Origin of the sequence: Streptomyces sp. NPDC048566 (assembly GCF_043199735.1) — a bacterium.
GTDB lineage: Bacteria > Actinomycetota > Actinomycetes > Streptomycetales > Streptomycetaceae > Streptomyces.
On sequence record NZ_JBICWL010000039.1, the window covers coordinates 1 to 21,145 of the forward strand.

Genomic DNA, 21,145 nt, shown 5'->3' on the forward strand with positions numbered 1-21,145 from the left:
CGTCGTGCAGACTCGGGGCGCGTTCGGCGAGGATGTCGACCGTTTCGCTCACGTACCGGCCGGCGGTGGCGGTGGAGACGCCGAATCCCGCAGCGTCCTGAGTCAGGGTCTCGTTCTTGCGCAGGTGCACCAGGACCAGCAGAGCCTGCCGGAAGCAGCCCAGCCTGCGCCAGCGGGAGTTCAGCTCACACCTTCGGGCGTAGATGAGCCAGGAAACGTGCTCAACGACCTCGTGAGGGACGTCGAGCATGGCACGATAGCGGGACCAACAGGGCTCCTGTGTCGAGGCGTTGGCGAGTGAGATCACCAGCCGCAACGACCAGGAGCCCTGCCGCGTCACGGCCCCCGACCGCCAGCCGTCATCGCCCCCGAGCCACAGGATGAGAAGCGTTCAGTCATGGCCATTGAGGCCAGGAGAGACATCACGAGGTACATCGAATTTTGGTACAATCGCAAGCGACTTCATTCGGCAGTCCGATATTTGACGCCCCATGAGGTATTCCTCGAGCATCGCAACATGCGACTCGCGGCGTAGATTTCAAGTGCTTGGTCGCTGTCCGGAAAGCGACAGGCCCCTCACCGATCGAGTCGGTCTTCGAGCACATGCGTCAGGACCTCGGTGTCGGCCAGGCCCGCAACCGCACCCGACGCGCGGTCGAGCGCACCGTCCCGTTCGGCCTGGCCGTCCACGCCATCGTCGCGCTCTGGTACGCCGCCCACGGCCACCACCCCGCAGACATCACCGACCGGCGCGCACAGCAGCCCTGGTACACCACGAAGGCGACCCCGGCGTTCAGCGACATGGTCGTCAAGCTCCGCCGGACGATCATCGCCGCCCGCCATATTCGCAACCCTGCAGGTCAACCCAGTCCCGAAGAAATCACGGCGGTCATCCGCGCCTGGGAAGCAGCCGCCGCATAGAGAGACCCACACCAAGATCGCGATTCGCTACAAACTCGAGTGAGAAAGCCACCACGGGAATTCCCGCGGTGCCTTCAGGGAAATGCAAGCGGGGCGTCCTCACTCTCGTGAAGACGCCCCGCTTGTTCGCTGCACCTCGTAGAAAGTGAACCGTACGAACCCGTCGTGGCGTTCCCGGCACGCCGGGACGAGCGGGATGTCCCGAAGCCGTCGCGAAACGCGCTGACCTGGGAGTTCGATGCCTCCCGGGACATGGGCCGAGACGGGGGGCATCCCTGACAGGGACGCGTCACGATCCCGGATCGGGACGCGTCACGGCCCCGGCTATCCGGTGTTGCCGCCGCGGTTGTGCCAGGCGCGGATCGCGCCGCCTTCGTAGATGACGACGTAGTCGGCCTTGCCGTCGCCGTCGACGTCCCGGAACGTGGTCTTGTCGCCCGGGTAGCCGGTCTCGTTCACGAAGTACAACTGCTTGATGAAGCTGCCCGCACCGCCGCCACCGTTGTTGATGTACGCGTGGACGGCGCCCGTGCTGCCGACGATGAGGTAGTCGTCCTTGCGGTCGCCGTCGACGTCGGCGAGCCGCAGCTTGTCGCGGGAGCCGCCCTGGACACCGCCGGCCCAGTTCGGCCACGGCTTCCAATGGATGGTCCCGGCGCTGTCGGGCGTGTTGACGTACGCGTCCACGGCCCCGGACTCCGTCACGCGCAGGAAGTCGGCGCGCCGGTCGCCGTTGACGTCCGCGAAGCGGATCTGCTCGCGGGTGACCCCTGCGACGCCGGGGGCGATGACGCCCAGGTTGCGGCCGAAGTACGGGATCAGGTCGTCGTCGCCCTGCCGGCCGTCGTTGAGCCAGGCCGTCACCGCACCATCCGGGCTGACGTAGAGGTACTCGTCGCGGCCGTCACCGGTGACGTCCGCGAACCGGACGCCGGCGCCGAATCCAGCCTGACCCATCGGCGGGAAGAGCGGGCGCCCAGGCGTGGGATCGGCCCAGTGCGGGTGCAGCAGGTCCGCGCCGGGGGTGTTCAGGGCGCCGCACACCGAGCCGTCGTCGCCGATCTTGACGTAGTCGGCCCGGCCGTCGCCGTTGAGCTCGACCAGGTCGGTGCGCCCGCTGCACTTGTTCATGCCGGGGGCGATGACGCCGATGGCCTCCCAGCCGGGACCGGCCGCGCTGGCGCCGTCCCCGCCCGACCCGCAGCCGGTGGCGGTCCCGCTGCGGGGATCCGCCAGCCAGCCGTCGGCCGCGGCGTCGGCGATGCCGTCCAGGAAGACGTCAGCCATCTTGCGGTATCCGGCGTCGTTCGGATGGGCGGGCTGGGCGAGGTCGTCGGTGGTCACGGCGCTCATGTCCAGCAGCGCCACGTGCTTGCCGCGCTCCTGGAAGTCGTTCACGAGTTCCGGGAGCCGGGAGTTGTAGGCGTCGATCAGCGGTTGCAGGCCAGGCTTGGTGGCCGGGACGAGACCGGCCACCAGCACGGTCGTCTCGGGCGCGTCGTCGAGCACCTGCTCGATCAACCCCCCGAGCCTCGCCGGCGCCCCGGCGACGTCGTGCTTCTGGTTGAGGTCGTTGGTGCCCGCGTGCAGGGTGACCACGTTGGGGCGTTGGGCGGGCACCGAACAGTCCGCGGCCTTCGCGATCTGGTCGATCCGCCAGCCGGGATGGCCTTCGTTGTCGGTGTCGGCCATCGTGCCCGAGTGCTGCGAACCGACGAAGTCCACCGACTTCGCGGCCCGCTTGAGGTCGTCGTAGAGCGGTGCCCGGTAGCCGGCCCCGGTGGAGCTGCCGACACCGGCGGTGATGGAGTCGCCCAGCGGCATGACCGTGACGGCCCGCTTGCTCAGCTCGCTCATGCCGCGCGGTGCGTCCGTGGCACCGGCACCGGTCCCGCAGATGGTGTCGTACGGCTCCGACCACTCGCGGTGGTAGAAGGGGGCTGAGGAGTCGAGGATCTCGAGCCGGTACGGCCGGACGTCACCGCTGCGGAACCAGCCGATCAACCCGTCGTTGTGGACGAGGTATTCGGCCGGTTCCGTCGGCCATGAATCGGTCGGTTCGATGGAGTACATGTACCCGACGGCGTTCGGGTCCACCTTCTTGTCCTTCTTGCGGCTGTTCCACTGCGTGCCACGGACGAACCAGTTGCCGTGGAAGTAGTCGCCCCTCATCCCGCTGCCGTGCTCCCACCGGGGCCCGATGTGGTCGTAGTGGTAGCAGGCGGTCCTGGCCTTGTTCTTCAGGTGCACCTCCTTCTGGCAGGTGCCGCCCCAGAACCACTGGTACCAGATCAGCTTCTCGGTCAGCGGGTGCTCGGCGTCGATCTCCCAGACGCAGTGCACCTGTCCGCCGGCCTTGAGGTTGGGAAACTCCTTGTCCTCCCAGGTGTTGCCGTCCCGGACGCACGTGCCCTTGATGACCCAGGCCTGGTAGCTGGTCTTTTTTGCGTATTCCCGCGACGCGAACCGCCAGATGTCCTTGGCCGGGTCGGGGGCGTCGAAGGAGGGCATGCTGACGCCCGCCTCGCGCAGCCGCATCTCCAGGGTCTTGCCGCCGCGCTCGCGAGCGATCTGCTCGGCCAGGCCCTTGACGCTGTCCTCCTCGCTCGCACACTTGCCTGTCCGACCAGTCCAGAAGTAGTTGGTGCTCGGGGTGCTCTCCAGGGCCCGGCTCACCTCCTCCCGGGTCGGGATGTCCGCGGCCTCGGCCCGCGGCGCCAGTGCCAGCAGGGAGGCCAGCAGGGCGAGGACGAGCAGGGGAACGGTCAGTGCCTGCACGGCCCTTCCCGGACTCCGGGGTCTGTAGGAGGTGTTGAAAGAGGCCATGGAGCGTCCTACTTCCTGGGAGTGGGGTGAGTGAGCGTCAACCACAAGTGTGAAGCGGCGTGTTGGACGCCCCTTCTTACGCTATAGACCGCTAAGCCGGGCTCCAGGACGCGTTCGGGCACGGTGAGATGGATCACCGGCGGATGTGCCAACCGACCCGGCGGGTGCCCGGCGAAGCGCCGCCAGAGGCTCCGGCACACCGGCCGGTCACCTGGGATGACGGCCTCGAGGCTTGTCCCGTCGAAAGGAATGAACCCAACGTGCAGGACGGGGTGTTCAGGCGCAATGCCCAAGCCGTCGAGTGTGTCCGGCCGGTACTGAAGGCGCTTGAGCCGGTTGCGTACGAGGGCTTCGAGGGAGCCGAAGCACCGGAGGACCCCGGAGCCGGTGAGCTGGCACAACTACTGGACGAGATCGTAGAACGCCTGACTGGGGATCGGAGCACCAAGCAGGCGCGATCGACCGCCAAGCTCCTGGCCCAGGCGGCCGAGGCGATGAGGGCGGTGGCCAGGCTCGGCGGTCTCCTGCCCGCGATCTCGTTGTGGCACCTCAGGACCGCGCTCCGACACGAAGCCGTCGCCCGCGACCAACTTGCCGAGCACAACGACCCCCAGCCAGCCGCGTCTCGCCTGTAAGCCGCGCCCCGCACCGGCGAACGGCGTGGCGCCCCCTTCGAGCCGGGCCCGAGGACTACACTCGCGCCGTGCGGCATCGGTCTGCTGCTCCTCACGCGAACCTCGGCCCCGCGGGTTCAAGGCGGAGGCGAAGAAGCGCGGCTTCGATCAGCTGCACCCCACTGACCGCCGTACCGCACATCAGTGCCTGTTCCTCACGCTCCGCGGGCCGACGGAGCTGAGCGAAAGGCGCCTGAAGCCATGTCGGCCACCCAGATCAGCAGCCGGGCCCGGACCTACGCCCTCTACACCGGCGCCCCCCGCCAAGCCGCCTGCGACGCCGTCACCGCCTTGCAGCCCGGCGCGCCCCTCCTCCCGGTTCCGGCTCAGCAGGCGCATTTGCTCCTCGAATCCGAGGTGTTCTACTGGGTCCTCAACTCGCAGAGGCACTTCTTCGAGTACCCCTTAGGCATCCGCTACGTGCAGCCGACCCCGCACGGCCTCAGGCTCCACCTGGAGAGCAACGACAGCCTCGACAGCCTGCTGGGCGGGCTACTGCCCTGCCGCGCACCGATGCGTGAGCGTGTCGCGGCCCGGCAGACTTGTGGATCGCGCCCGGCGCAGTGCACCGGTGGGACGACATCACCCGCGTTGCGGGACACCTGGAACGGCCGGTCCGCTGCGATGCGGTCGATGGGCAGGAGGGTGCCGTCCAGGATCAGGTACGCCTTCGCCGACGCGGTCCGCACTGCCTCGCGGTCAGGCTCGGCGCGAGAGCGGCCAGGAGGTCGACAGCCTCGGTGACGTAGCGGTAGGCCGTCGTGGTGCCGATGCCGAATCCGGCAGCGAGCTGGGCGTAGGTGTGACCCATCCGCAGGTGAGCCAGGGTGAGCAGGGCCTGGCGGCCGGCGCTCAGGCGCCGCCACCGGGAGCCGATCGCGCGGCGGTGGCGCCGCAGCTCAGTACACGGACCGCCGGTCGGCCCCGGCTCTGAGCGCGGCCGTCGGCGCCGGGTCCCCCGACGGGAGGACGAAGCGTCCGTCGGCCCGCCCCCCGATCGACCGTGGCACCACGGGCGCGTGCTGGGCCATCGTGGGGATGCGGCTCCTCCGGGCGCCCGAGCAGCACCAAGAACTCAAGGGCATCATGCCGACTTCGACGAGCGGTCTGAGCCGCCAGACCCGGTTACGTTCCTGCGGTGCGCCGTCCACCGGCATTCCACGTCTCCGGGGAGATCTCCCACACCGGGCCACCTGCCCTGTGCGTGCCCCATCGCTCAAATGATGTGAGGACCTGTCGACCGATGAACGAGATCGCTACGCCGGCCCGGAGGGCCGTTGCCGCCGGGCTGGCCGTGTTCATGGCCGGCTTCGGCACGCTCTTCGTCTTCCACCTGACCATGGATAGGGACCCACGCTTGCCGGGCATGTTCACCGACCTGTGCGAGACCTGGGGCGACGCCCTGGCACTGCCGGTCATGACGGGCGCCTTGGTCTTCGCCGTCACGGCTCTCCCCTCGGCAGTGCGGGAGGCCAGGCAGGTTGCAGCCGTGGCCACGGCAGGCGGCGCGACCGGAGCCCTGACCCAATTGGTCCGCTGGGTCGACGAAGACCACGAACTCACCTGGGCACACCCGGAACCTCATCACTTCAACGCCGCCGGGGTCTATCACGCGGTATTCCTCACGCTGATGTGCGCGGCGACTGCCTCGCTCTGGACGGTCGCACTGAAACGGGCGGCCCGGGCCCCTCGGGGTCACCGGGGCCGGCCTGGAGCGTTGTGCGCGCTCGTCATCGCCATGGTCGCGGGGCTCGTCTTCGTCGCCCTGCTGGTGATCGACGACTGGGAATTCTTCACGACCACGAGCGGGGCCGTGGTTCTGGCCACGACCATGGCCGCCGCGGCTCTTTCAGCAGGACTGTTCACCACCGTGCTGGTCCGGATGTGCAACGCTTCGTCCCGATCCGGTCGACGGAACGTTGCCCGTGTCGCGGCTGTTCCCTTGCCGCGCGCGACGGCTTCGAGTGTCGGTGGGACAGAGGCCGACCTCGCGGTCCACGGGTGGTCCAGTGGCCGGTCGTCCATGCGGAAGCGAAGAGGCGAGGGCGGTCTGCAGGGACGGCACGCTGCACCGCCGCGTGCAGTTCGTGGTGCTCGGTCGCCGTGACTGTCCGCCCGTCCGGGAGTGTGCCGTCAACGGCTGATCTCGAGTGTTGGCGGTCGGTGGCCGGTGGAGGTGAGCCTCCTTTCGAAGGCGATCTGGCCCGATTTCAGGGGCGCCTTGCAGCGCACCGTTCACCGGAGTCGCTCCCTTGCCGGACGCATCAGGCTCAGCGGCGCGGTATAGGTGCACGTCAACGCGGCGCCCGCGGACAGAATGGCACCCGCCCCGCATGTCCTTGCACATGCGGGCATTGACACTCGCTATTGCGTTCGTGCTGCAGATGACCTTCCGGATTTCGGCGCCGGAAGTCGGCACGGGCTCGGCCGATTGCGTTCCGAGCGGTGCCTCCGACCCGCCCGGGGGCCGGTCGACGGGCGCACGGCGCACCGGGCTGTCCTTCCGGCGGCGGGCGGAGCCGTGCGCGTGACGCGTCAGCCCCTCTCCGGTATCTCCTCGACCTCGGGAGCGGCGACCCCGGACCTTGCGGAGGATGTCCAGCGGTGGCTCATGTCGGGTGGGGTGATGTGGGAGCGGGTGGAGGCTGGGGCTGGAGGGGGATGTAGGGGGAGACGAAGACGATTTGGGGTTCTTCCGCGGTGTCGTATCCCGCTGCTCGGGCGAGTGCGAACTGGAAGCCCTTGATTCCTGTTGTTTCCGATCTGTCGATCCGGTTGCGGATGAACTCACGCAGCATGCGGTAGGCGGGGTTGTGCTCGGCCACGGTGAACCCGTCGTCGAGTACGTTGATGACTTGCTGGCAGGCATCGAAGATGGCTTTCTCCGTGCGCCGCCCGGGGAACCACACGATCTGTGACAGCCGGCGTTCGGCTATTGCTTGGACCGTTCGCCATTTCGAGGTTTCTCGGTCGTAGCTGAGGGTGCGGTAGAGGAACTGGTAGTCGTGGCGAGCAGGAGTGGGGGCGAAGAACCTCCAGTTCGGGAACATGACGGCTGTTCTGTCGATGCGTTGCACGCGGCCGAAGAGTTCGGTGCTCGGATGCTGTGTTGCCAGGGTCCCCAGGAGCATGCCACTGCATGCTGCCCTTGTCAGGCCGCCGGGCCCGGTGAAGAGGCGGCTCACTGCGGTGGTTGGAGCCATGGGGTCACTCCTTTCGTGTGCTCGGTGGTCCATGACGTGCAGGGGGTGTGGTCTGGTCGTCGGCGGGTCCGACGGCGCCGATGTCCCGCAGGAAGTCGAGGATCTGCCGTGTGGTCTGCTCGCCGAAGCGAGGATTGACGAGCAGAGACTCATGGCCGGCGCGGTCTATGGTGGCGGACCGCACCACACGCCCATCGCCCCGGTGGGCATGGGCCAGGTCCTCGTGCATCTCTTTTTGGGCGGGGTCTTGTGTCACGGTCTTCTCCGCGGATATCACGAGGGCGTGACAGGCGAGGGGCGGTAGCGGTCCCGTGAAGGCGCGGAAGTCTGCTTCCGTGGCCTGCCACTCCCGGCGTCCGGCTCGCCAGATGCGACTGTCGGCGTGCTGGGCGAAGGCGCGGTTTCGCACCGCTGCGGGCAGGTGTCCGACCCATTCCGGACGAGGCATCAGCACGCCCATGCCACTGCGTAGACTCGTGGCGATCATGCCGAGTGAACCGTCCAGGCGCGCTGCCGTCTTGCTCTGCTTCTCCGATCGCTGCAATTCCTCGGGATGGGCGCTGTCCAGGTACACGACGGCGGATACCCGGTCGCCGAGCTCGACTGCTGCCCGGCGGGCGATCTCTCCGCCCAAGGAGTGGCCGACCAGGATCAGTGGCTGGTCGTCGGAGGCGACCTCGGCTACGAGGTCGAGGAGATCGTCGACAGACTCCTGCAGGGTGAACGGTTGATCTCCCGCGTAGGAACTCGGGCCGGTCCCGGCCCGGCTGTACGTGACCACGTCGCAGCTGCCTTCATCTCGCATCGTCTGCAGGAGCCATCCGAACATCTCCGGGGACGCGGCCAGTCCGCAGCACATGACGACGACGGGTTTGACGCCTTTGGCGGAACCTTCCATCCGGTGGTAGCTGATCTTGTTGCCGTGACGGGTTGCCACGCTTTGGCTGCCTGGCCAACCGTCGCGGACCCACTGTCGACGGTCGGCGGCCCGCAGCAGGCTGAGTGCAGCCGCGCCGGCCAGGGTGAGGGCGGCTGCCTGCACCACGGTGTCGTCTCGGTGGGCCGCCTCCGGCCGCCACCTGGGTGTCGTGGTGTAGGCGACAGCCGGATGCATGGATACGAACGAGGTGATGAACCGGCCCAGGCCCATGAAGTATCCGTTAGCGGCGTGGAAGGCCGCCGCACTGGCGAGCATCGGCCGCACCAGCAGGCCACCGGGAAGGTAGACCAGGGGGAACAGGCATTCCAGGGTCAGGACGCCGTGCGCCAGCCACCGCGCGGACTGCGGATGCCGGCTGGACCAGCGCCACATGCCTTCGTGGCCGTAGGTTCGGGTCCGCATGATGCCCGGAAGCGCCGTCCCCTCGCGCCAGTCCTGGCCCAGCAGCTTGACCCAGCCGGAGATGGCGTACGAGAGGTTCGACTGGAGGGCCACGTACCACAGGAGGGCGTCCTGGACCTGAGGTGTCCGAGAGAGCCGTGCTGCCCCCATGGCGGTCTGGACGAGTATCGCCACCTGGTCCGACCCGTCCGTGCCGAAGTGTCGACGGGGATAGAGCGCGATGTTGCTCAGGCCCATGTACAGGCTTGCCCCTCCCCGCCAGCGGCCCCGGCCGGGCATGAGTAGAGCGGCACCCGCGACTGCCTGCGCACCGAACAGAGCGTTCGTGACCTTTTCGTCACCTATGGCGTCCATGATCCGGCGCTTGAGGGGCGAGTCCACCACGAGTGCGTCTCGCGCGATTCTCCAGTCGTTGAGTCCGCCGGGCTCGCGGTCTTCCTTCCGCCGCAGGTACTCCAGGCTGGCGACGAGGGTCGTCAGGCTGGCGAGACGTTCGGACAGGGCCATCGCCCGCCCCCGTGGGACAGGTATCGGTCCCAGGACGGTGGACAGCACCTTCGCGGAAAGGTCACGGGCCTTGGACATCGGCCCCTCCCGACGCAGGGCACCGCCCGAAGCCGGAAGGACCGTGATCCTGACGATGCGGTGAAATGTGCTTAGGGATATTTTATGAAGGCATCACCAAGAGGGCGATATTTGACGGTGGCCTTCCGGTCGGTCCTTCGCCCGCAGGAATGTCCTCGGCCCGGAGCGGGCCCTCGATCCGAACAAACCGGACCGGAAGAGGGGCGGCGTCGCCGCCGGGGGCAGCTGCTCCCACCGTTTTCGAAGCCGTCCTGCCCATTTGATCTGGGAGTGCCTCACGCACCGTATGCAGGGGTGGGGGGTGCCTCTGTGTCCTTCGTCAAGGCACCCCTGTCAGGTTTGGGGTGGTTCAGGGGTGCTGGGCTTATGCGGCGAGCTCGACGTCCTTCGGTGTCCGGGATTCGTAGAAGGTGCCGTCGCGGAGCATGGCGACCAGGACGCTGATGCGTTGGCGGGCGAGGCGGAGGAGGGCTTGGGTGTGGGTTTTGCCGCGGGCTCGTTGCTTGTCGTAGTAGGCGCGGGAGGCCGGATCGGCAGGGCCCCGGCGTTTGCCCGGATCGCCCCCGCTTGGGTCGGTTGATCATGCTGGCGGGTCCCGGAGGCAGATGAACACGGCACCTGTGGATCATGGAGTTCTCTATGCTTCAAGATCCACGAAGGTGCCGTGTTGGTTCCTCCATCATCCCCTGCCGTCGTTCCCGTCTCTTCTCCGCCCCTCTGGAGGCCCTCGGCTCGGATGCTGCGCGAGGCCAAGTCCGCGGCTTGGTTGCCGAGTTCGAGTCGGTCACCGATCCTCGCGGGGCGTGCGGGGTGCGCTACCGGGTCTCCTCGCTGCTGGCCCTGGTGGTCTGTGCGATGACCCCGGCGGGCCATGACTCCATCACTGCGGCGGCGGAGTGGTGCCGACGTGCGATGCCGGAGGAACTGGCCGCTTTCGGTCTGCCCTACCATCCGTTGCGCGGCCGGTACCGGATCCCGAGCGAGAAGACGTTGCGCACCGTTCTGGGGCGGCTCGATCCCGGTGAGGTCAGCGCGGCCGGCTACGACCACCTGCGGCCCCTGCTGTCCACGGTGTCCCACTCTCCCGAGCCGCTCATGCCCGACGGCGGCATCGAACGCGAACAGCGCCGCGCCCACCGGGCGGCCGCCCGCGCCGAACCGGTGCGCTCCCGGCGCCGGGCCATCGCGGTGTACGGCAAGTGCCTGCGCAGTGCGAAGCGCCCGGACGGCAGCCGGGTCTTCGTGTTCTCCGCCGTCCGGCACGGCGACGGCATCACCCTCGCCTCCCGCGAGATCGGCGCGAAGACCAACGAAATCCCCGAGTTCCAACCCCTGCTCGACCAGCTCGACGACGCCGATCTCAAGGGGGCCGTCGTCACCGCCGACGCCCTCCACGCCCAACGCGACCACGCCGCCTACCTGCACGAACGCGGCGCCCACTACCTGCTGACCATCAAGAACAACCAGCGCAACCAAGCCCGTCAACTCCACGCCCTGCCCTGGAAGGAGATCCCCGTCATCCACCGTGACGACGCCCGCGGCCGCGGCCGCCAAAACCAAGATCGTAAGCATCGAGGAACTCACCCAAGCTGCTTGACACGACATAGCAGCCTCGGGGGGCGGGTTCCCCTGCAGGAGATGCGGATGTGGGTCCGACGCGAACAAGACACCGTCGGGTGGTTGGGGTACGCCGCGATCGGGCCTGCTGCGGGGCCACTGTCGCCGAGAAACGTTCATGCCCAGCGACTGCGCTCTGCCGCCACTGGCCATGGCCGGTGCCCGTGCACGGTATGTCCTCATAGCCGCTGGCACGACAATCAACCGTCATCAGCGGCCGGACGTCGGCGTACGGACTCGTCGCGCGTACGCCGACACCGGACACGTCGCCACCGTGCCGTCCGGTCCGGTCAGGCAATCCAAGCGATTCTGCCGCTGTCCGATTCTCTCAAGATCACCAACAGCGTCTCGACGGCGATGTGACGCCGCTCGTTCGGCGGATCCCGCTCCGGCCGCTGGGCAGACGGAAGCGGTCAGGCACTCGTCAACGTCTCCGGTCGCACCCTGTGGGTCCGGTGGTGCCACCCGCCGCAACACGGAGGGGCGCGGTGGTCCCGGTCGCGTACGGGCCCCAGGCTGATTCCGGTCGCCTTCTCAGCCGATGAGCGCCGCGGTGAGGCCGGTTCCGACGAGAGCCTGTCCGGCATTCCACATCACTTGGGCTTCCGCGAGCGAGGTGATCGTCGGCCCCGATTCTGGAGCCAGCCCGGGGTGGTCCTCGTGGAGTTCGCCCAGATTCGCGTTGCGCATGGTCGTTTCGAAGTCAGTCATGTTCGATCCTTTCGGTCTCGGCTTCCTTCCCACCTCTCGGTGGTGCCTCTCCCTGTTGACACTAGGGTTCTGGCCGGGGATTCCGTGTCAGCGGGCCGGTTGACAGCCCCGATGACGAGGACTCCTCCAATCAGGGGAGGCCTGCTGTTGTACTCCTATCCCCGATCCAGCGGCCGTTGGTGGCTCACTGAGCTTCTTCGAGCGGGCCACGATCGGGTGACGGTCCGTGAAGCGCAACGAGCGAGGCCCCTGGGCAGTTGATCGAGATGTCTGACGTCTCAACCACGCCGCTCAGGGGCCTCGTTGGTCATCTATCCTGCCGCACTCGACCTGCCACATGCGCTCGTGGAGTGGGTCACCATGCTCATCGTCACCCGTGAGGGTGACCGCCGCTGCAAGCTCCGTCCGTCCCAGCGCGCGATAGTGGCACTGGTGTACCTGCGCGAGCACACCACCCTGGCGAAGGTCGCTGCCGGGTTCGGGATCAGCGAGTCCACCGCCCACGCCTATACCAGTGCGGTCATCGACCTCCTCGCCGACCGTGCACCGGGCCTGCTGAAGGTCCTACGCGAGCAGGATCCGGACTTCGTCCTCCTGGACGGCACGCTCGCCGAGTGTGACCGGGTCGGCGACGGACGGGCCGACTACTCCCACAAACACCGCCGACACGGGGTGAACGTGCAGGTAGTCACCGATCGGGCCGGCCGACTGCTGTGGCTCTCGCCCGCGCTGCCGGGCCGCTCCCACGACCTGACCGCCGCCCGCACCCACCGGATCATCCGCATCTGCGAGCGCCAGGGCGTCCCCATCCTGGCCGATCTCGCCTACCAGGGCGGTGGCCCCTGGCTGACCTGGGAACTCACCCCTACCGAGAAGACCGTCAACCGGGCTCTGGCCGCGGCACGGGCACCGGTTGAGCGCGGCGTGGCCTGCCTGAAGTCCTGGCGGATCTTCCGCAGGTCACGCTGCAGCCCCAACCGCATGACGTCAATCGCCAAAGCCATTCTCACCCTAGAGCGGCAACGCTGAAGAAGCTCACTGACTCCTTCCGCACGGCGTCCCACCAGACGATCGGAGATCGCCTCGACCTCCGGGGCACGCTCTCCCGCACGGCAACAGTGAGCAAACGTGGGCCTGACCGGTGAGTGAGGTCGAGCCGGTTGCGTGGTGATCCAGGGCGCGGAGCCGGCGCCGGGACGTCTCGCGCGTCCGAAGGCGGCGTCGGCGCGGGTCGCCTGGGCCCTGGCCCTGCGGCCGGAGTGACAGCGGGATGAGGGCCACCAACCGGACGCCTCACGTGGGCAGGTGCGCGCATCCGTGAGTCGAGGCGGGTCCCCATATTCGGGGGCGATCGGCCTCCGAGCCCGCTGCCTTCAGGCGCCCGGGGGCCCCGCGAGGGTCCCTGGGGGAGGAGCGGCGAGTCCCCCGGTCGGGGGAAGGAACGTCCTCCACACTCAGGCCCGCTCGGTGGACGCCCACAGCGGGTGGACCTGCCAACAATGGTGGCAGCCAAGCACAGTAACTCATGAAGGGTAGACAGCACATGATGGAGCGCATGATCAACGACTGGACCATCGATCACCTGGGCCCCCTGGACGAGGACACGCCCGGAACCGTCATCGAGGGCACCACGCTGGTGGCGTGTGTCCCGTTCTATGCCGCATTGGTGGTGGCGGGAGCGGCAGCCGGCTACGCCACCGTCCAGGTGACCGCAGCAGGATGAGTGACGGCCGAACCAAGGGTGGCGCGGAAGGGAAGGTAATCGAACGATACGCTCAGGGCAGCCGGCCGGTGCACGTCCGGGTTTGCGGAGACGCTAGGGTTCCCGACAGCCGGTTCCCGCGCCGATGGAGTGGCTTGCGTCGAAGCGGAGTGACAAGCGCTCTTCCGGGGCGTGCGGTCGACCGGTCCGCAGCATGAAGCGAAGCTTGCAGCATTGTGACTTGATCCCGCCCGAGGGCGGCCAAGGAGGTGTCGAGCCGGTCTCTGGAGGGCGGAGGCCATGGAAGGCGTCTGGGAAGCCGGACGGCGTCAGCGTGCAGCAGCTACCGGAGTGGCTGTTGGCGTCGCCCTCCCTACTCACGACCGACTCACCCGGCGGGCCCAATGGCAACGGTGAACGTGACGACGTTCGTGTTGCCGCCGAAGCCTTCTTCTCTGATGGTTGGTGCGGAGATCGACTTGGACATCCATGACGTCCCTGGTGAAGCCTGTCCGCTACCGCTGTGAGACAGCGGACAGGCGCGATCCGTATCTGGCATCGTTGTTGCCGTGCACTCCGTACGGGTTCCGCGTTGCTACGGCGTGCGGCAGGCTCGCCGAGGCAGGCGTGTGGCTAGGCGCTCGGGCACCCTACGGCGTGTAGACGGTGTCGCTGCCGTACAACTCCCTGGTGAACGCGGAGACATCGGCGCTGCGATCGGTGCCGTCGAGGTTGTATGTCAGGTATACGCCGTATCCTTCGCTGACGGTGCGGCGGGCGAGGTTGCCGACCGTGGCCTGCGAGGTGCGGCCGATCTCGACGGCCGCCGGTGACAGCGACGACTTGGGCAGTGCCATACCGGGGACCTGCCAGGTGCCGTAGTACGGGTTCCAGGCGTAGTCGAACTTGGAGGAGATGTCGACGCCGCCGTAGGACAGGCGCGACGCGGCCGGGCCGATGTTGTAGAGGCTGATGATCTTGTCCGGCATGCTCGCTCGAAGTGCCGTCACGAGGTGCACGAACGAGCCGTCGTTGGGTTGGGCCGTGCCGTTGTTGCCGTACTCGGCATATTCGTCGTCGAAGTCGATGCCGTCGAGGCCGTACTTGGCCACGGCGTCGGACATCTGCATCGCGAACGCGGAAGCCGCCTGCTGAGAGGTGAAGTTGGCGAACCCTGCACCCTGGTGGTTGCCGAGCACCGAGAGGACGACCTTGATGCCCTGCTGCTGCAACGGCCGTATCTGCGTGGCAGCGTTGTCGAGGACGCGCTGCACGTTCTCATTGAAGTGCAGATACGCAGTCTTCGAGCTCGTGTCGTAGTTGATGTTCGCCGCGAAGATCACGGCGACGTCGAAGGCGTTGCCGCCACCGTCGGCGAGCGTGTACTTGCCGGCGTTGAGCAGGCTGTTGCTGTTCACCTCGATGTAGGCCACCGAGGTCGGACCCTGTTTGGCGGGAGTTGAGGCCGCTGCCGCTCCGGTCGCGCAGAAGGCAAGGGCCGTGACGGCCGAGAGCGCGAGCACGCCGGCCCACACTCTGTTCCGTACCAAAATGAACATTGTTGGTCGGTCTCCTGTCTCTATTGATCCGACTTGCTCGGAGCGTCGAGAGGTCACCCCGAGTTTCCGCAGCGAGTGCGGTGAAATGTGCGCGAAATCTTCACGACCTTCACGCAGGCATCCCCTCAAGTTCCCTTCGGGAAACATGAGTTGGCGCACGGCTCCTACGGCGTCCTGGGGGCCACAGCCGGGCACCTGGAGGCAGGCGAGCGCGGCGAGCTCAAGCGGATCGGGGTGTTTCGGCATCGGGCGGATGCCCGGGAGTACCTGACTACGTGGGATCGGGGCGGCGGAGCGCATCATCATTCTGCTGGGTGCTGGGTGCTGGGTGCTGGGTGCTGGGTGCTGGGTGCTGGGTGCTGGCGGACCGGCGGCGTTGGCGTCGAGAGGCGGTCACTCGCTTGTGCTGCACCAAGTGGCGGTTCGTCGCCGTCGCCGGGTCGGGTGGCGGGGTTGCGGAGGGCGTTGCCGAGGAGGGCGAGGGCGAGGCGGCGAGGGTCCCGCCCGGCGCTGGGGCGCTTCGGCTCCCTGTGGGGGACGTACGGAGCCGTGTTCTCCCAGCACCCGGCGGCGGGTCGGGCCGTGAGGGAACGCGGCCCGACGTCTGCGAGGGGAGGCATCATGCGTCGTCTCCCATCAAGTCCAGGATGGCGAAGATCGCCAGGGCATACCGGCGCAGGTACGACAGCGCCTGCGCGGGGGACGGCTGTTCGTCGCGCAGGGCGAGCAGGCCACGCAGCTCCTCGGTCGGATACACCGCGACGCGATGCGGGACGACCTGCATCAGCTGGCGGGTGGCCCGGCGGAACCGGTCGGTGATCCGTGCCGCGTCCGCTCGTCCTCGGTGCCCACCGGCCGGCCCGGCAGCCCAGCGGCGGTCACGTCGACGACGGCCACCATGGCCTCCCCGAGGGAACGCGGAAGGTGGCCCAGGTGGTGCGGCCGTCGTTGGTGACGCCCCATTTCCGCGCGAGCACCGTGACGAGCAGCAGGCCGCGCCCCGATTCGTCGTCATCACCGGCAGAGCGCATCCTGGCCGGAGCCGGGTTGCCGTCGGTGACCTCGATGCGGATTTCGTCGTCGGGGTACCGCACGCGCAGCCCGACATCGCCTGCTCCGTGCTCGACGCCATTACTGACCAACTCGGAGACGACGAGCGCGATGTTGTCGGCCAGCGGCGAGCGGCCCGCGCACATGCCACAGCCCGAGGCAGGCCATAGTGATCCGCCGTGCGCGGCCGACACACACCGGCTCCGGTTCGAAGGCCGCCTCGAAAGCGCGCGACGTGCACCACCGTCGCCGTCCTCGACGTCCCGCTGACCACCGCCCCGGACGCGCCGCCGCCCACCGTCCCGGGCACGGTCACGGCCGTCGCCGACGCCGTGCGCGCCGACGTCCTGCTCGTCCTGCGTCGCGACGGGCTGTACGCGGTGCGGGCGACGGACCCCGCCGTGACGGTCGAGCCGCAGATCCCGATCGACCTGACCCGCCCGCTCGCCGCCGTCACCGTCACCGGTGAGGCAGGCACCCGGTTCGCCGACCCGGCCACCGCAGCGGCCGCCGTCCGCCGCGGCCTCCTCGCCTCCGAGCAGCTCGGTCTCGCCGAGTGGTGCCTGGAGGAGACCGTCCGGCACACCCGTGAACGCCATCAGTTCAACCGGCCCGTCGGCTCCTTCCAGGCGCTCAAGCACCGCATGGCGCAGCTGTGGCTGGAGGTCGTGTCGGCCCGTGCGGCCGCCCGCAACGCCGCCGACGCGCTCGCCACCGACAGCCCTGAGGCGCCGCTCGCCGTGGCCCTCGCGCAGGCGTACTGCGGCCGGGTCGCCGTCCACGCGGCCGAGGAGTGCGTCCAGCTGCACGGCGGGCTCGGAATGACCTGGGAGCACCCCGCGCACATCGCCCTCAAGCGGGCGAAGGCGGACGAGCTGGCGTACGGTTCGGCCGGCCTCCACCGGGCGGCGCTCGCCTCACTCGTGGACCTGCCGGAGCCCGCCGGCCCGGCGGGAAGCGTCTGCTAGGAGCCTGGGTCGGCAACGAGCAAGTGGCTTGGATGCTCGATACCGGGACCGGCGGATCGACTGCGGCGGCCCTGTCCGGGCCTGGGGGCTCTGGCGGGGGCCGCGTCGGCGTACGCCCGGAACGTCCTGTCCCCGATGGCGGTCCGCCGCCCGGAATGTGGGCGGTGGACCGGGGGCGGACCCATCGGCGAGCACCGCCCGGCGGGTCGGGCGAGGCGGATTCAAGACACCGGGTCGTGACCACTCCTGCCGCGGCGCAGCGCGCGGGCGCACCAGCCGATGACCGCGGCGTTGACCAGCGCCCCGAACACGACGGCGACGGCGAACACCGCGGCGCTGTCCGGCAGCAGGGCTATCGGTATGAAACTGGACGGGGCGGTGGCGAGCAGCGGGATGACGCCCGCCATGGACTCGTCCGAGCTGTCAACGGCGCTCACCCAGAGCGCCCACACGAGCAGGACGGCACAGGCCACCAGGTAGACACGGGCGAAGACGTCCCCGAGTGCGTGTCCCAGACGTCGAGGACAGGCGGTTCGGCTGGGGCTTCTACCGGTCACGTGGTGCTCTCCTCGGTCGTGGCGGTCAATGGCCGACAGCGTCGGTCGGATGTCGGGGGTCAGATGTGGGTGCCCGGCGGATTCGGGCGGGCGAGACCGAGGTCGTACGCCAGGATCGTCGCCTGTACACGGTCGCGCAGGCCGAGCTTGCGCAGCAGCGCGTTCACATGGGACTTGACGGTGCCGACGGTGATACCGAGTTCGTCGGCGATCTCCGCGTTGTTGAGTCCGGACGCGACCAGGCCGAGGACATTGCGTTGGCTGGCGGTGAGGCTGTCCAGCGCGCTCGGACCGTTCCCGGCGCGTATCCCGGAGCCCGCTCCCGACGCGTAGTGGGCGATGAGCCGACGCGTCGCGGACGGGGCGAGCACGCTCTCCCCGGTGGCCACCACCCGGATGCCCTGGAGCAGTTCGGCGGCGTGCACGTCCTTGAGCAGGAAGCCGGAGGCTCCGGCGCGCAGCGCGTCCAAGACGTACGAGTCGAGGTCGAAGGTGGTCAGCACCAGGACTCGGGGCGCGTCCTGGCGCCCGGTGATGATGCGGGTGGCCGCGATGCCGTCGAGCACGGGCATCCGGACGTCCATGACGACCACGTCGGGGGCCAGTTCCGCGGCGAGACGTACTGCGGCGGTTCCGTCGGCGGCCTCACCGACGACCGTCATGTCCTCCTCGGCGTCGATCACGATGGCGAACCCCGCCCGCACGAGGCCCTGATCGTCGACGACCAGCACCTTGAGGCTCATCACTTCCTCTCTTCGGTCGACATAACATCGCCCTGCCGCTGAACCGGTGCGCATGGCAACCGGAGCCCGACCGTACCAGGCCGGCCGGTGTCTACGGTGCCGCCGAGCGCGGCGGCGCGCGCCGCCAGCAGCTCCCGTACGGCAGGGCGGGCGGCGCGGGGTACCCCGGTGGCCGTGAGCGTCAACGTACCCTCTTCGGCGTCCAGCTCGAGCATCGCGGGCTCCTCGCCGCCGGCCGCGAGGATCGTCTCGGCGGCGTGATAGGCGGCCAGGTCCACCGCGGTGGGCAGCCGTTCCGGTACCCGGTCGGTCAGCCGTATCTCGACGTCGCGACCGGTCGCCCGGCACTGGTGGGCGAGCAGGTCGAGAGCCTGGAGGGTGGGCTGCGGGCGCAGTTCGGGTCCCGTCTCGCCGTCGCGGACGGTGTCGAGCAGGGAGCGCATCGCGGCCAGGGCCTCGCGGGCGCGCTCGGCGGTCGTGTCCAGGCGGCCCGCCTCCGCCTGGGCGACCATGTCGGCCGTGCGCGCCAGCACGGTGGTCTCCAGCCCGGCGGCGATCCGGCGACGCTCGGCCCACGCGTCCCGAACGGCTTCCCCCGTCCAGACGGCAAGACGTTCGTCCCGCGCACTCCGGGCAACCCGTTCAACCCGCCCACGCAGAGTCCCCCCCCACCGGGCCGCACCGACCACGGCCCCCACCCCGACGGTCGCACACGCACCCACCACCCACACCGGAAGCCCCGTACCCCGCTCCAGAACGACGACGACGACACCCAGGGCATGCACCAGCACACCCAGGACCACCACCCCGAGCCCCGCAGGGGCGCGAAAGACGGCGCGGCCCTTTCCGGGGGCGCGGGGAACTGCGCGCCCAGCCCCCGCCGGGCCGCGGCACGAGGATGACGCAGCCGTTCGGGTCGCCTCCGCGGCAAGCGCCGCACACGTCGCGAACAGGCTCAACGCCGGCGGCAGAAGCACCGGCCCGCCGTACGCGCCCGCGACCATCGCCACCGGCCAGAGCAGGCCCAGACCGAGCAGTGCGCTCAAGGCGGCGCGAGGTGACCGGCGCAGCCACAGCAGCGCGACCACCTGGGCCGCGGCCAGCAGTGCGAAGAGCAGCCCCGCGGATACCCGTCCACCACTCGTCACGGTCTCCGCCCGAATGACCAGCACCGGGAGCAGCGGCTGCAGGACAAGGCCCGCGGCGGCCGTCACCTGCGCCACCCGGTAGCTCCGTGGCACGGACCGCTCCACCGGGGCGGCGGTCTGGCCGGGCAGGACCGCGCGCACCTCCCAGCCGCCCTCCGCCGTCGGGCCGCTGGTCAGGGTGCCGCCCGCCTCCTGGGCGCGGGACCGCAGGAACCCCTGACCGCGTCCCCCGCCCAGGCCCTCACCGTGTGCCGCCGCGACCGTCGCACCGGAGGGCGGCGCCGCGCTGGTGACCACGACATCCGTGCGGGTGTCTCCGTAGTGGCACCGCACCGTCGTACGGGCACCGGGTGCGTGCCGGGCCACGTTGGTCAGCGCCTCGCGCACGATGCCGAAGGCCGCGTCCGCGACGGCTCCGTCCGGCAGCGGGCCGATCTCGCAGTCCACGGTCTGATCGAGGCGGCGGAACCCGGCGGCCAGTTCCCGCAGCCGTTCCTCCGGCGAGGGCAGTTCCTCGCGCGAGGGCGCGGGCGCCCGCACGGCGCCGAGCGCCCGCGTGACCTCGCGGCCAGTCTCGATCGCGAACCCGAGTGCCTCCTGGCCCAGTTCGGGACGGCGTTCGCGCAGCCCGATGGCCGCTCCCGCCGTGACCACCACGGCTGTCAGATGGTGGGCGCTGACGTCGTGCAGCTCCCTCTCCATCCTGCGTCGTTCGACGGCCGGAAGCCGGTGGCGCTCGGTCTCGGCCCGCTTCAGCAGTTGTTCGGCCGCCCGCCGGACACGACGGGTGCGCCGCACCATCAGGCCGGCACCGCACGTCGTGGCGTACAGCAGGGCGGTCAGGACGAGGTCGAGTCCGTCGGGCTCGCTGAGTCCGTGCAGGCTGAGGCTCTGCAGTAGTTGCCAGGCGGCGAGCGTCACCCCGCACAGCACGGCGGTGAAGGTGTCGCGTTCGGTCGCCACGGTGAACAGGGCCAGCCCGACACCCGCGGTCCCGAGCACCGCCGTCGCCCCGGTGGGCAGTGGCCCGGCGCCCAGCGCGCAGGCGGCTGCGACCAGGACGAGGGTGACCACCGGGCGGGTACGGCGAAGGGCGAGTGCGGCCGTCACCGATCCGGCGACCAGGACCGCCACGAGAACCGCAGACGCGGTCGGTACGGCCCCGCGAAGCAGGACCACACCGGGCCACACCACGGCCTGCGCGCAGATCAGCAGAACCGGGAGCAGCCGGTCGTCGGCCCGGTGCACGGCGAATTTCAAGGCGGGTCTGGTGGGTCTCATGGCGGCTCAAGGCTACGGCCCAGGGTGGGCGGCCCGGCTCCGGCTGAAGGTGGATTCCCGTCTCTTACCCGGGTTGGAGACGGGACCGGGCCGGCGGCGGGTGGACGGCCGGTCGGTGCTCTCCACCTCTGGTTCAAGGCGGCAATCATCCGGCAGCGCGACGACCACGCAGTGCGCCGGGACCTAGTCTCGAACACAGCGAGAACATCGAAATGCGGCCGACCACCGGTTCACCGTGTGAACAAGCCGTAGTCCAGA

At 69.3% G+C, this 21,145-nt stretch carries 16 protein-coding genes and 4 pseudogenes; 7 read left to right on the top strand and 13 right to left on the bottom strand.

Annotated features, from left to right (window positions below; all coding sequences use genetic code 11):
* A partial coding sequence (locus tag ACGFS9_RS31415; protein WP_393258070.1) for a transposase family protein occupies positions 1-250 on the bottom strand: 250 nt, incomplete at its 3' end.
* A gap of 296 nt (positions 251-546) precedes the next feature.
* On the opposite strand from ACGFS9_RS31415, the gene ACGFS9_RS31420 reads away from it, so the two are divergent.
* Positions 547-921: a hypothetical protein gene (locus tag ACGFS9_RS31420; RefSeq protein WP_393258073.1), complete on the top strand. Its 375-nt coding sequence runs from the start codon at positions 547-549 to the stop codon at positions 919-921.
* A 324-nt stretch (positions 922-1,245) separates the two neighbouring features.
* Here ACGFS9_RS31420 and ACGFS9_RS31425 read toward each other — a convergent pair whose 3' ends face one another.
* Positions 1,246-3,699, bottom strand: a complete 2,454-nt coding sequence (locus tag ACGFS9_RS31425) for a GDSL-type esterase/lipase family protein (RefSeq protein WP_393258075.1) — start codon at positions 3,697-3,699, stop codon at positions 1,246-1,248.
* A gap of 308 nt (positions 3,700-4,007) precedes the next feature.
* On the opposite strand from ACGFS9_RS31425, the gene ACGFS9_RS31430 reads away from it, so the two are divergent.
* Positions 4,008-4,382, top strand: a complete 375-nt coding sequence (locus tag ACGFS9_RS31430) for a hypothetical protein (RefSeq protein WP_393258078.1) — start codon at positions 4,008-4,010, stop codon at positions 4,380-4,382.
* A 644-nt stretch (positions 4,383-5,026) separates the two neighbouring features.
* On the opposite strand, the pseudogene ACGFS9_RS31435 reads toward ACGFS9_RS31430, so the two are convergent.
* Positions 5,027-5,319: pseudogene (locus ACGFS9_RS31435) on the bottom strand (transposase family protein); the annotation flags it as partial.
* A 345-nt stretch (positions 5,320-5,664) separates the two neighbouring features.
* Here ACGFS9_RS31435 and ACGFS9_RS31440 point away from each other — a divergent pair.
* Positions 5,665-6,528: a hypothetical protein gene (locus ACGFS9_RS31440; RefSeq protein ID WP_393258080.1), complete on the top strand. Its 864-nt coding sequence runs from the start codon at positions 5,665-5,667 to the stop codon at positions 6,526-6,528.
* A 502-nt stretch (positions 6,529-7,030) separates the two neighbouring features.
* Here ACGFS9_RS31440 and ACGFS9_RS31445 read toward each other — a convergent pair.
* The 3 genes and pseudogenes from ACGFS9_RS31445 to ACGFS9_RS31455 form a co-directional block, all read right to left on the bottom strand.
* The gene (locus ACGFS9_RS31445) at positions 7,031-7,624 is read right to left on the bottom strand and encodes a hypothetical protein (RefSeq protein ID WP_393258082.1); all 594 of its coding nucleotides are present in this window, start codon (positions 7,622-7,624) and stop codon (positions 7,031-7,033) included.
* A 4-nt stretch (positions 7,625-7,628) separates the two neighbouring features.
* Positions 7,629-9,551 (bottom strand): alpha/beta fold hydrolase, encoded by a 1,923-nt coding sequence (locus ACGFS9_RS31450; RefSeq protein ID WP_393258084.1) that lies wholly within the window; start codon positions 9,549-9,551, stop codon positions 7,629-7,631.
* Between the two features lie 364 nt (positions 9,552-9,915).
* A pseudogene (locus ACGFS9_RS31455) lies at positions 9,916-10,083 on the bottom strand (IS110 family transposase); the annotation flags it as partial.
* 132 nt (positions 10,084-10,215) lie between these two features.
* Here ACGFS9_RS31455 and ACGFS9_RS31460 point away from each other — a divergent pair.
* Positions 10,216-11,111 (top strand): annotated as a pseudogene (locus tag ACGFS9_RS31460) (transposase family protein); the annotation flags it as partial.
* Between the two features lie 591 nt (positions 11,112-11,702).
* Here the strand turns inward: ACGFS9_RS31460 and ACGFS9_RS31465 are convergent.
* Entirely contained in the window at positions 11,703-11,879 is a 177-nt protein-coding gene (locus ACGFS9_RS31465) for a hypothetical protein (RefSeq protein ID WP_393258086.1), read from the bottom strand.
* Between the two features lie 303 nt (positions 11,880-12,182).
* On the opposite strand from ACGFS9_RS31465, the gene ACGFS9_RS31470 reads away from it, so the two are divergent.
* Positions 12,183-12,908: a transposase family protein gene (locus tag ACGFS9_RS31470; protein ID WP_393258088.1), complete on the top strand. Its 726-nt coding sequence runs from the start codon at positions 12,183-12,185 to the stop codon at positions 12,906-12,908.
* A gap of 496 nt (positions 12,909-13,404) precedes the next feature.
* Positions 13,405-13,602: a hypothetical protein gene (locus ACGFS9_RS31475; RefSeq protein WP_393258091.1), complete on the top strand. Its 198-nt coding sequence runs from the start codon at positions 13,405-13,407 to the stop codon at positions 13,600-13,602.
* 629 nt (positions 13,603-14,231) lie between these two features.
* Here the strand turns inward: ACGFS9_RS31475 and ACGFS9_RS31480 are convergent.
* The 3 genes from ACGFS9_RS31480 to ACGFS9_RS31490 all read right to left on the bottom strand — a co-directional run bounded on the left by ACGFS9_RS31480 (position 14,232) and on the right by ACGFS9_RS31490 (position 16,384).
* Positions 14,232-15,140, bottom strand: a complete 909-nt coding sequence (locus ACGFS9_RS31480; protein WP_393258093.1) for an endo-beta-N-acetylglucosaminidase H — start codon at positions 15,138-15,140, stop codon at positions 14,232-14,234.
* 619 nt (positions 15,141-15,759) lie between these two features.
* A complete protein-coding gene (locus ACGFS9_RS31485) occupies positions 15,760-15,924 on the bottom strand; it encodes a hypothetical protein (RefSeq protein WP_393258096.1) in 165 nt (54 codons plus the stop codon).
* Between the two features lie 94 nt (positions 15,925-16,018).
* A complete protein-coding gene (locus ACGFS9_RS31490) occupies positions 16,019-16,384 on the bottom strand; it encodes an ATP-binding protein (protein ID WP_393258098.1) in 366 nt (121 codons plus the stop codon).
* Between the two features lie 51 nt (positions 16,385-16,435).
* Between ACGFS9_RS31490 and ACGFS9_RS31495 the strand changes: the two are divergent.
* A pseudogene (locus tag ACGFS9_RS31495) lies at positions 16,436-17,158 on the top strand (acyl-CoA dehydrogenase family protein); the annotation flags it as partial.
* A gap of 221 nt (positions 17,159-17,379) precedes the next feature.
* On the opposite strand, the gene ACGFS9_RS31500 reads toward ACGFS9_RS31495, so the two are convergent.
* Genes ACGFS9_RS31500 through ACGFS9_RS31510 form a run of 3 tightly spaced genes read right to left on the bottom strand, consistent with a single transcriptional unit; the run spans position 17,380 to position 20,887 of the window.
* Positions 17,380-17,715 (bottom strand): SCO4225 family membrane protein, encoded by a 336-nt coding sequence (locus ACGFS9_RS31500; RefSeq protein WP_393258101.1) that lies wholly within the window; start codon positions 17,713-17,715, stop codon positions 17,380-17,382.
* A 59-nt stretch (positions 17,716-17,774) separates the two neighbouring features.
* A complete protein-coding gene (locus ACGFS9_RS31505) occupies positions 17,775-18,458 on the bottom strand; it encodes a response regulator (protein WP_393258104.1) in 684 nt (227 codons plus the stop codon).
* Positions 18,458-20,887 carry a sensor histidine kinase gene (locus ACGFS9_RS31510; RefSeq protein ID WP_393258107.1) on the bottom strand — a complete coding sequence of 810 codons (2,430 nt, stop codon included), beginning with the start codon at positions 20,885-20,887 and terminating at the stop codon, positions 18,458-18,460. The genes ACGFS9_RS31505 and ACGFS9_RS31510 overlap by 1 nt, the downstream gene beginning before the upstream one ends.
* Positions 20,888-21,145 lie beyond the last annotated feature (258 nt).

Coding starts and splice junctions, on each gene's coding strand:
- ACGFS9_RS31440 (WP_393258080.1), top strand. CDS start 5,665: ATGAACGAGATCGCTACGCCGGCCCGGAGGGCCGTTGCCGCCGGGCTG.
- ACGFS9_RS31445 (WP_393258082.1), bottom strand. CDS start 7,624: ATGGCTCCAACCACCGCAGTGAGCCGCCTCTTCACCGGGCCCGGCGGC.
- ACGFS9_RS31450 (WP_393258084.1), bottom strand. CDS start 9,551: ATGTCCAAGGCCCGTGACCTTTCCGCGAAGGTGCTGTCCACCGTCCTG.
- ACGFS9_RS31465 (WP_393258086.1), bottom strand. CDS start 11,879: ATGACTGACTTCGAAACGACCATGCGCAACGCGAATCTGGGCGAACTC.
- ACGFS9_RS31475 (WP_393258091.1), top strand. CDS start 13,405: ATGAAGGGTAGACAGCACATGATGGAGCGCATGATCAACGACTGGACC.
- ACGFS9_RS31480 (WP_393258093.1), bottom strand. CDS start 15,140: ATGTTCATTTTGGTACGGAACAGAGTGTGGGCCGGCGTGCTCGCGCTC.
- ACGFS9_RS31485 (WP_393258096.1), bottom strand. CDS start 15,924: ATGCAGGTCGTCCCGCATCGCGTCGCGGTGTATCCGACCGAGGAGCTG.
- ACGFS9_RS31505 (WP_393258104.1), bottom strand. CDS start 18,458: ATGAGCCTCAAGGTGCTGGTCGTCGACGATCAGGGCCTCGTGCGGGCG.
- ACGFS9_RS31510 (WP_393258107.1), bottom strand. CDS start 20,887: ATGAGACCCACCAGACCCGCCTTGAAATTCGCCGTGCACCGGGCCGAC.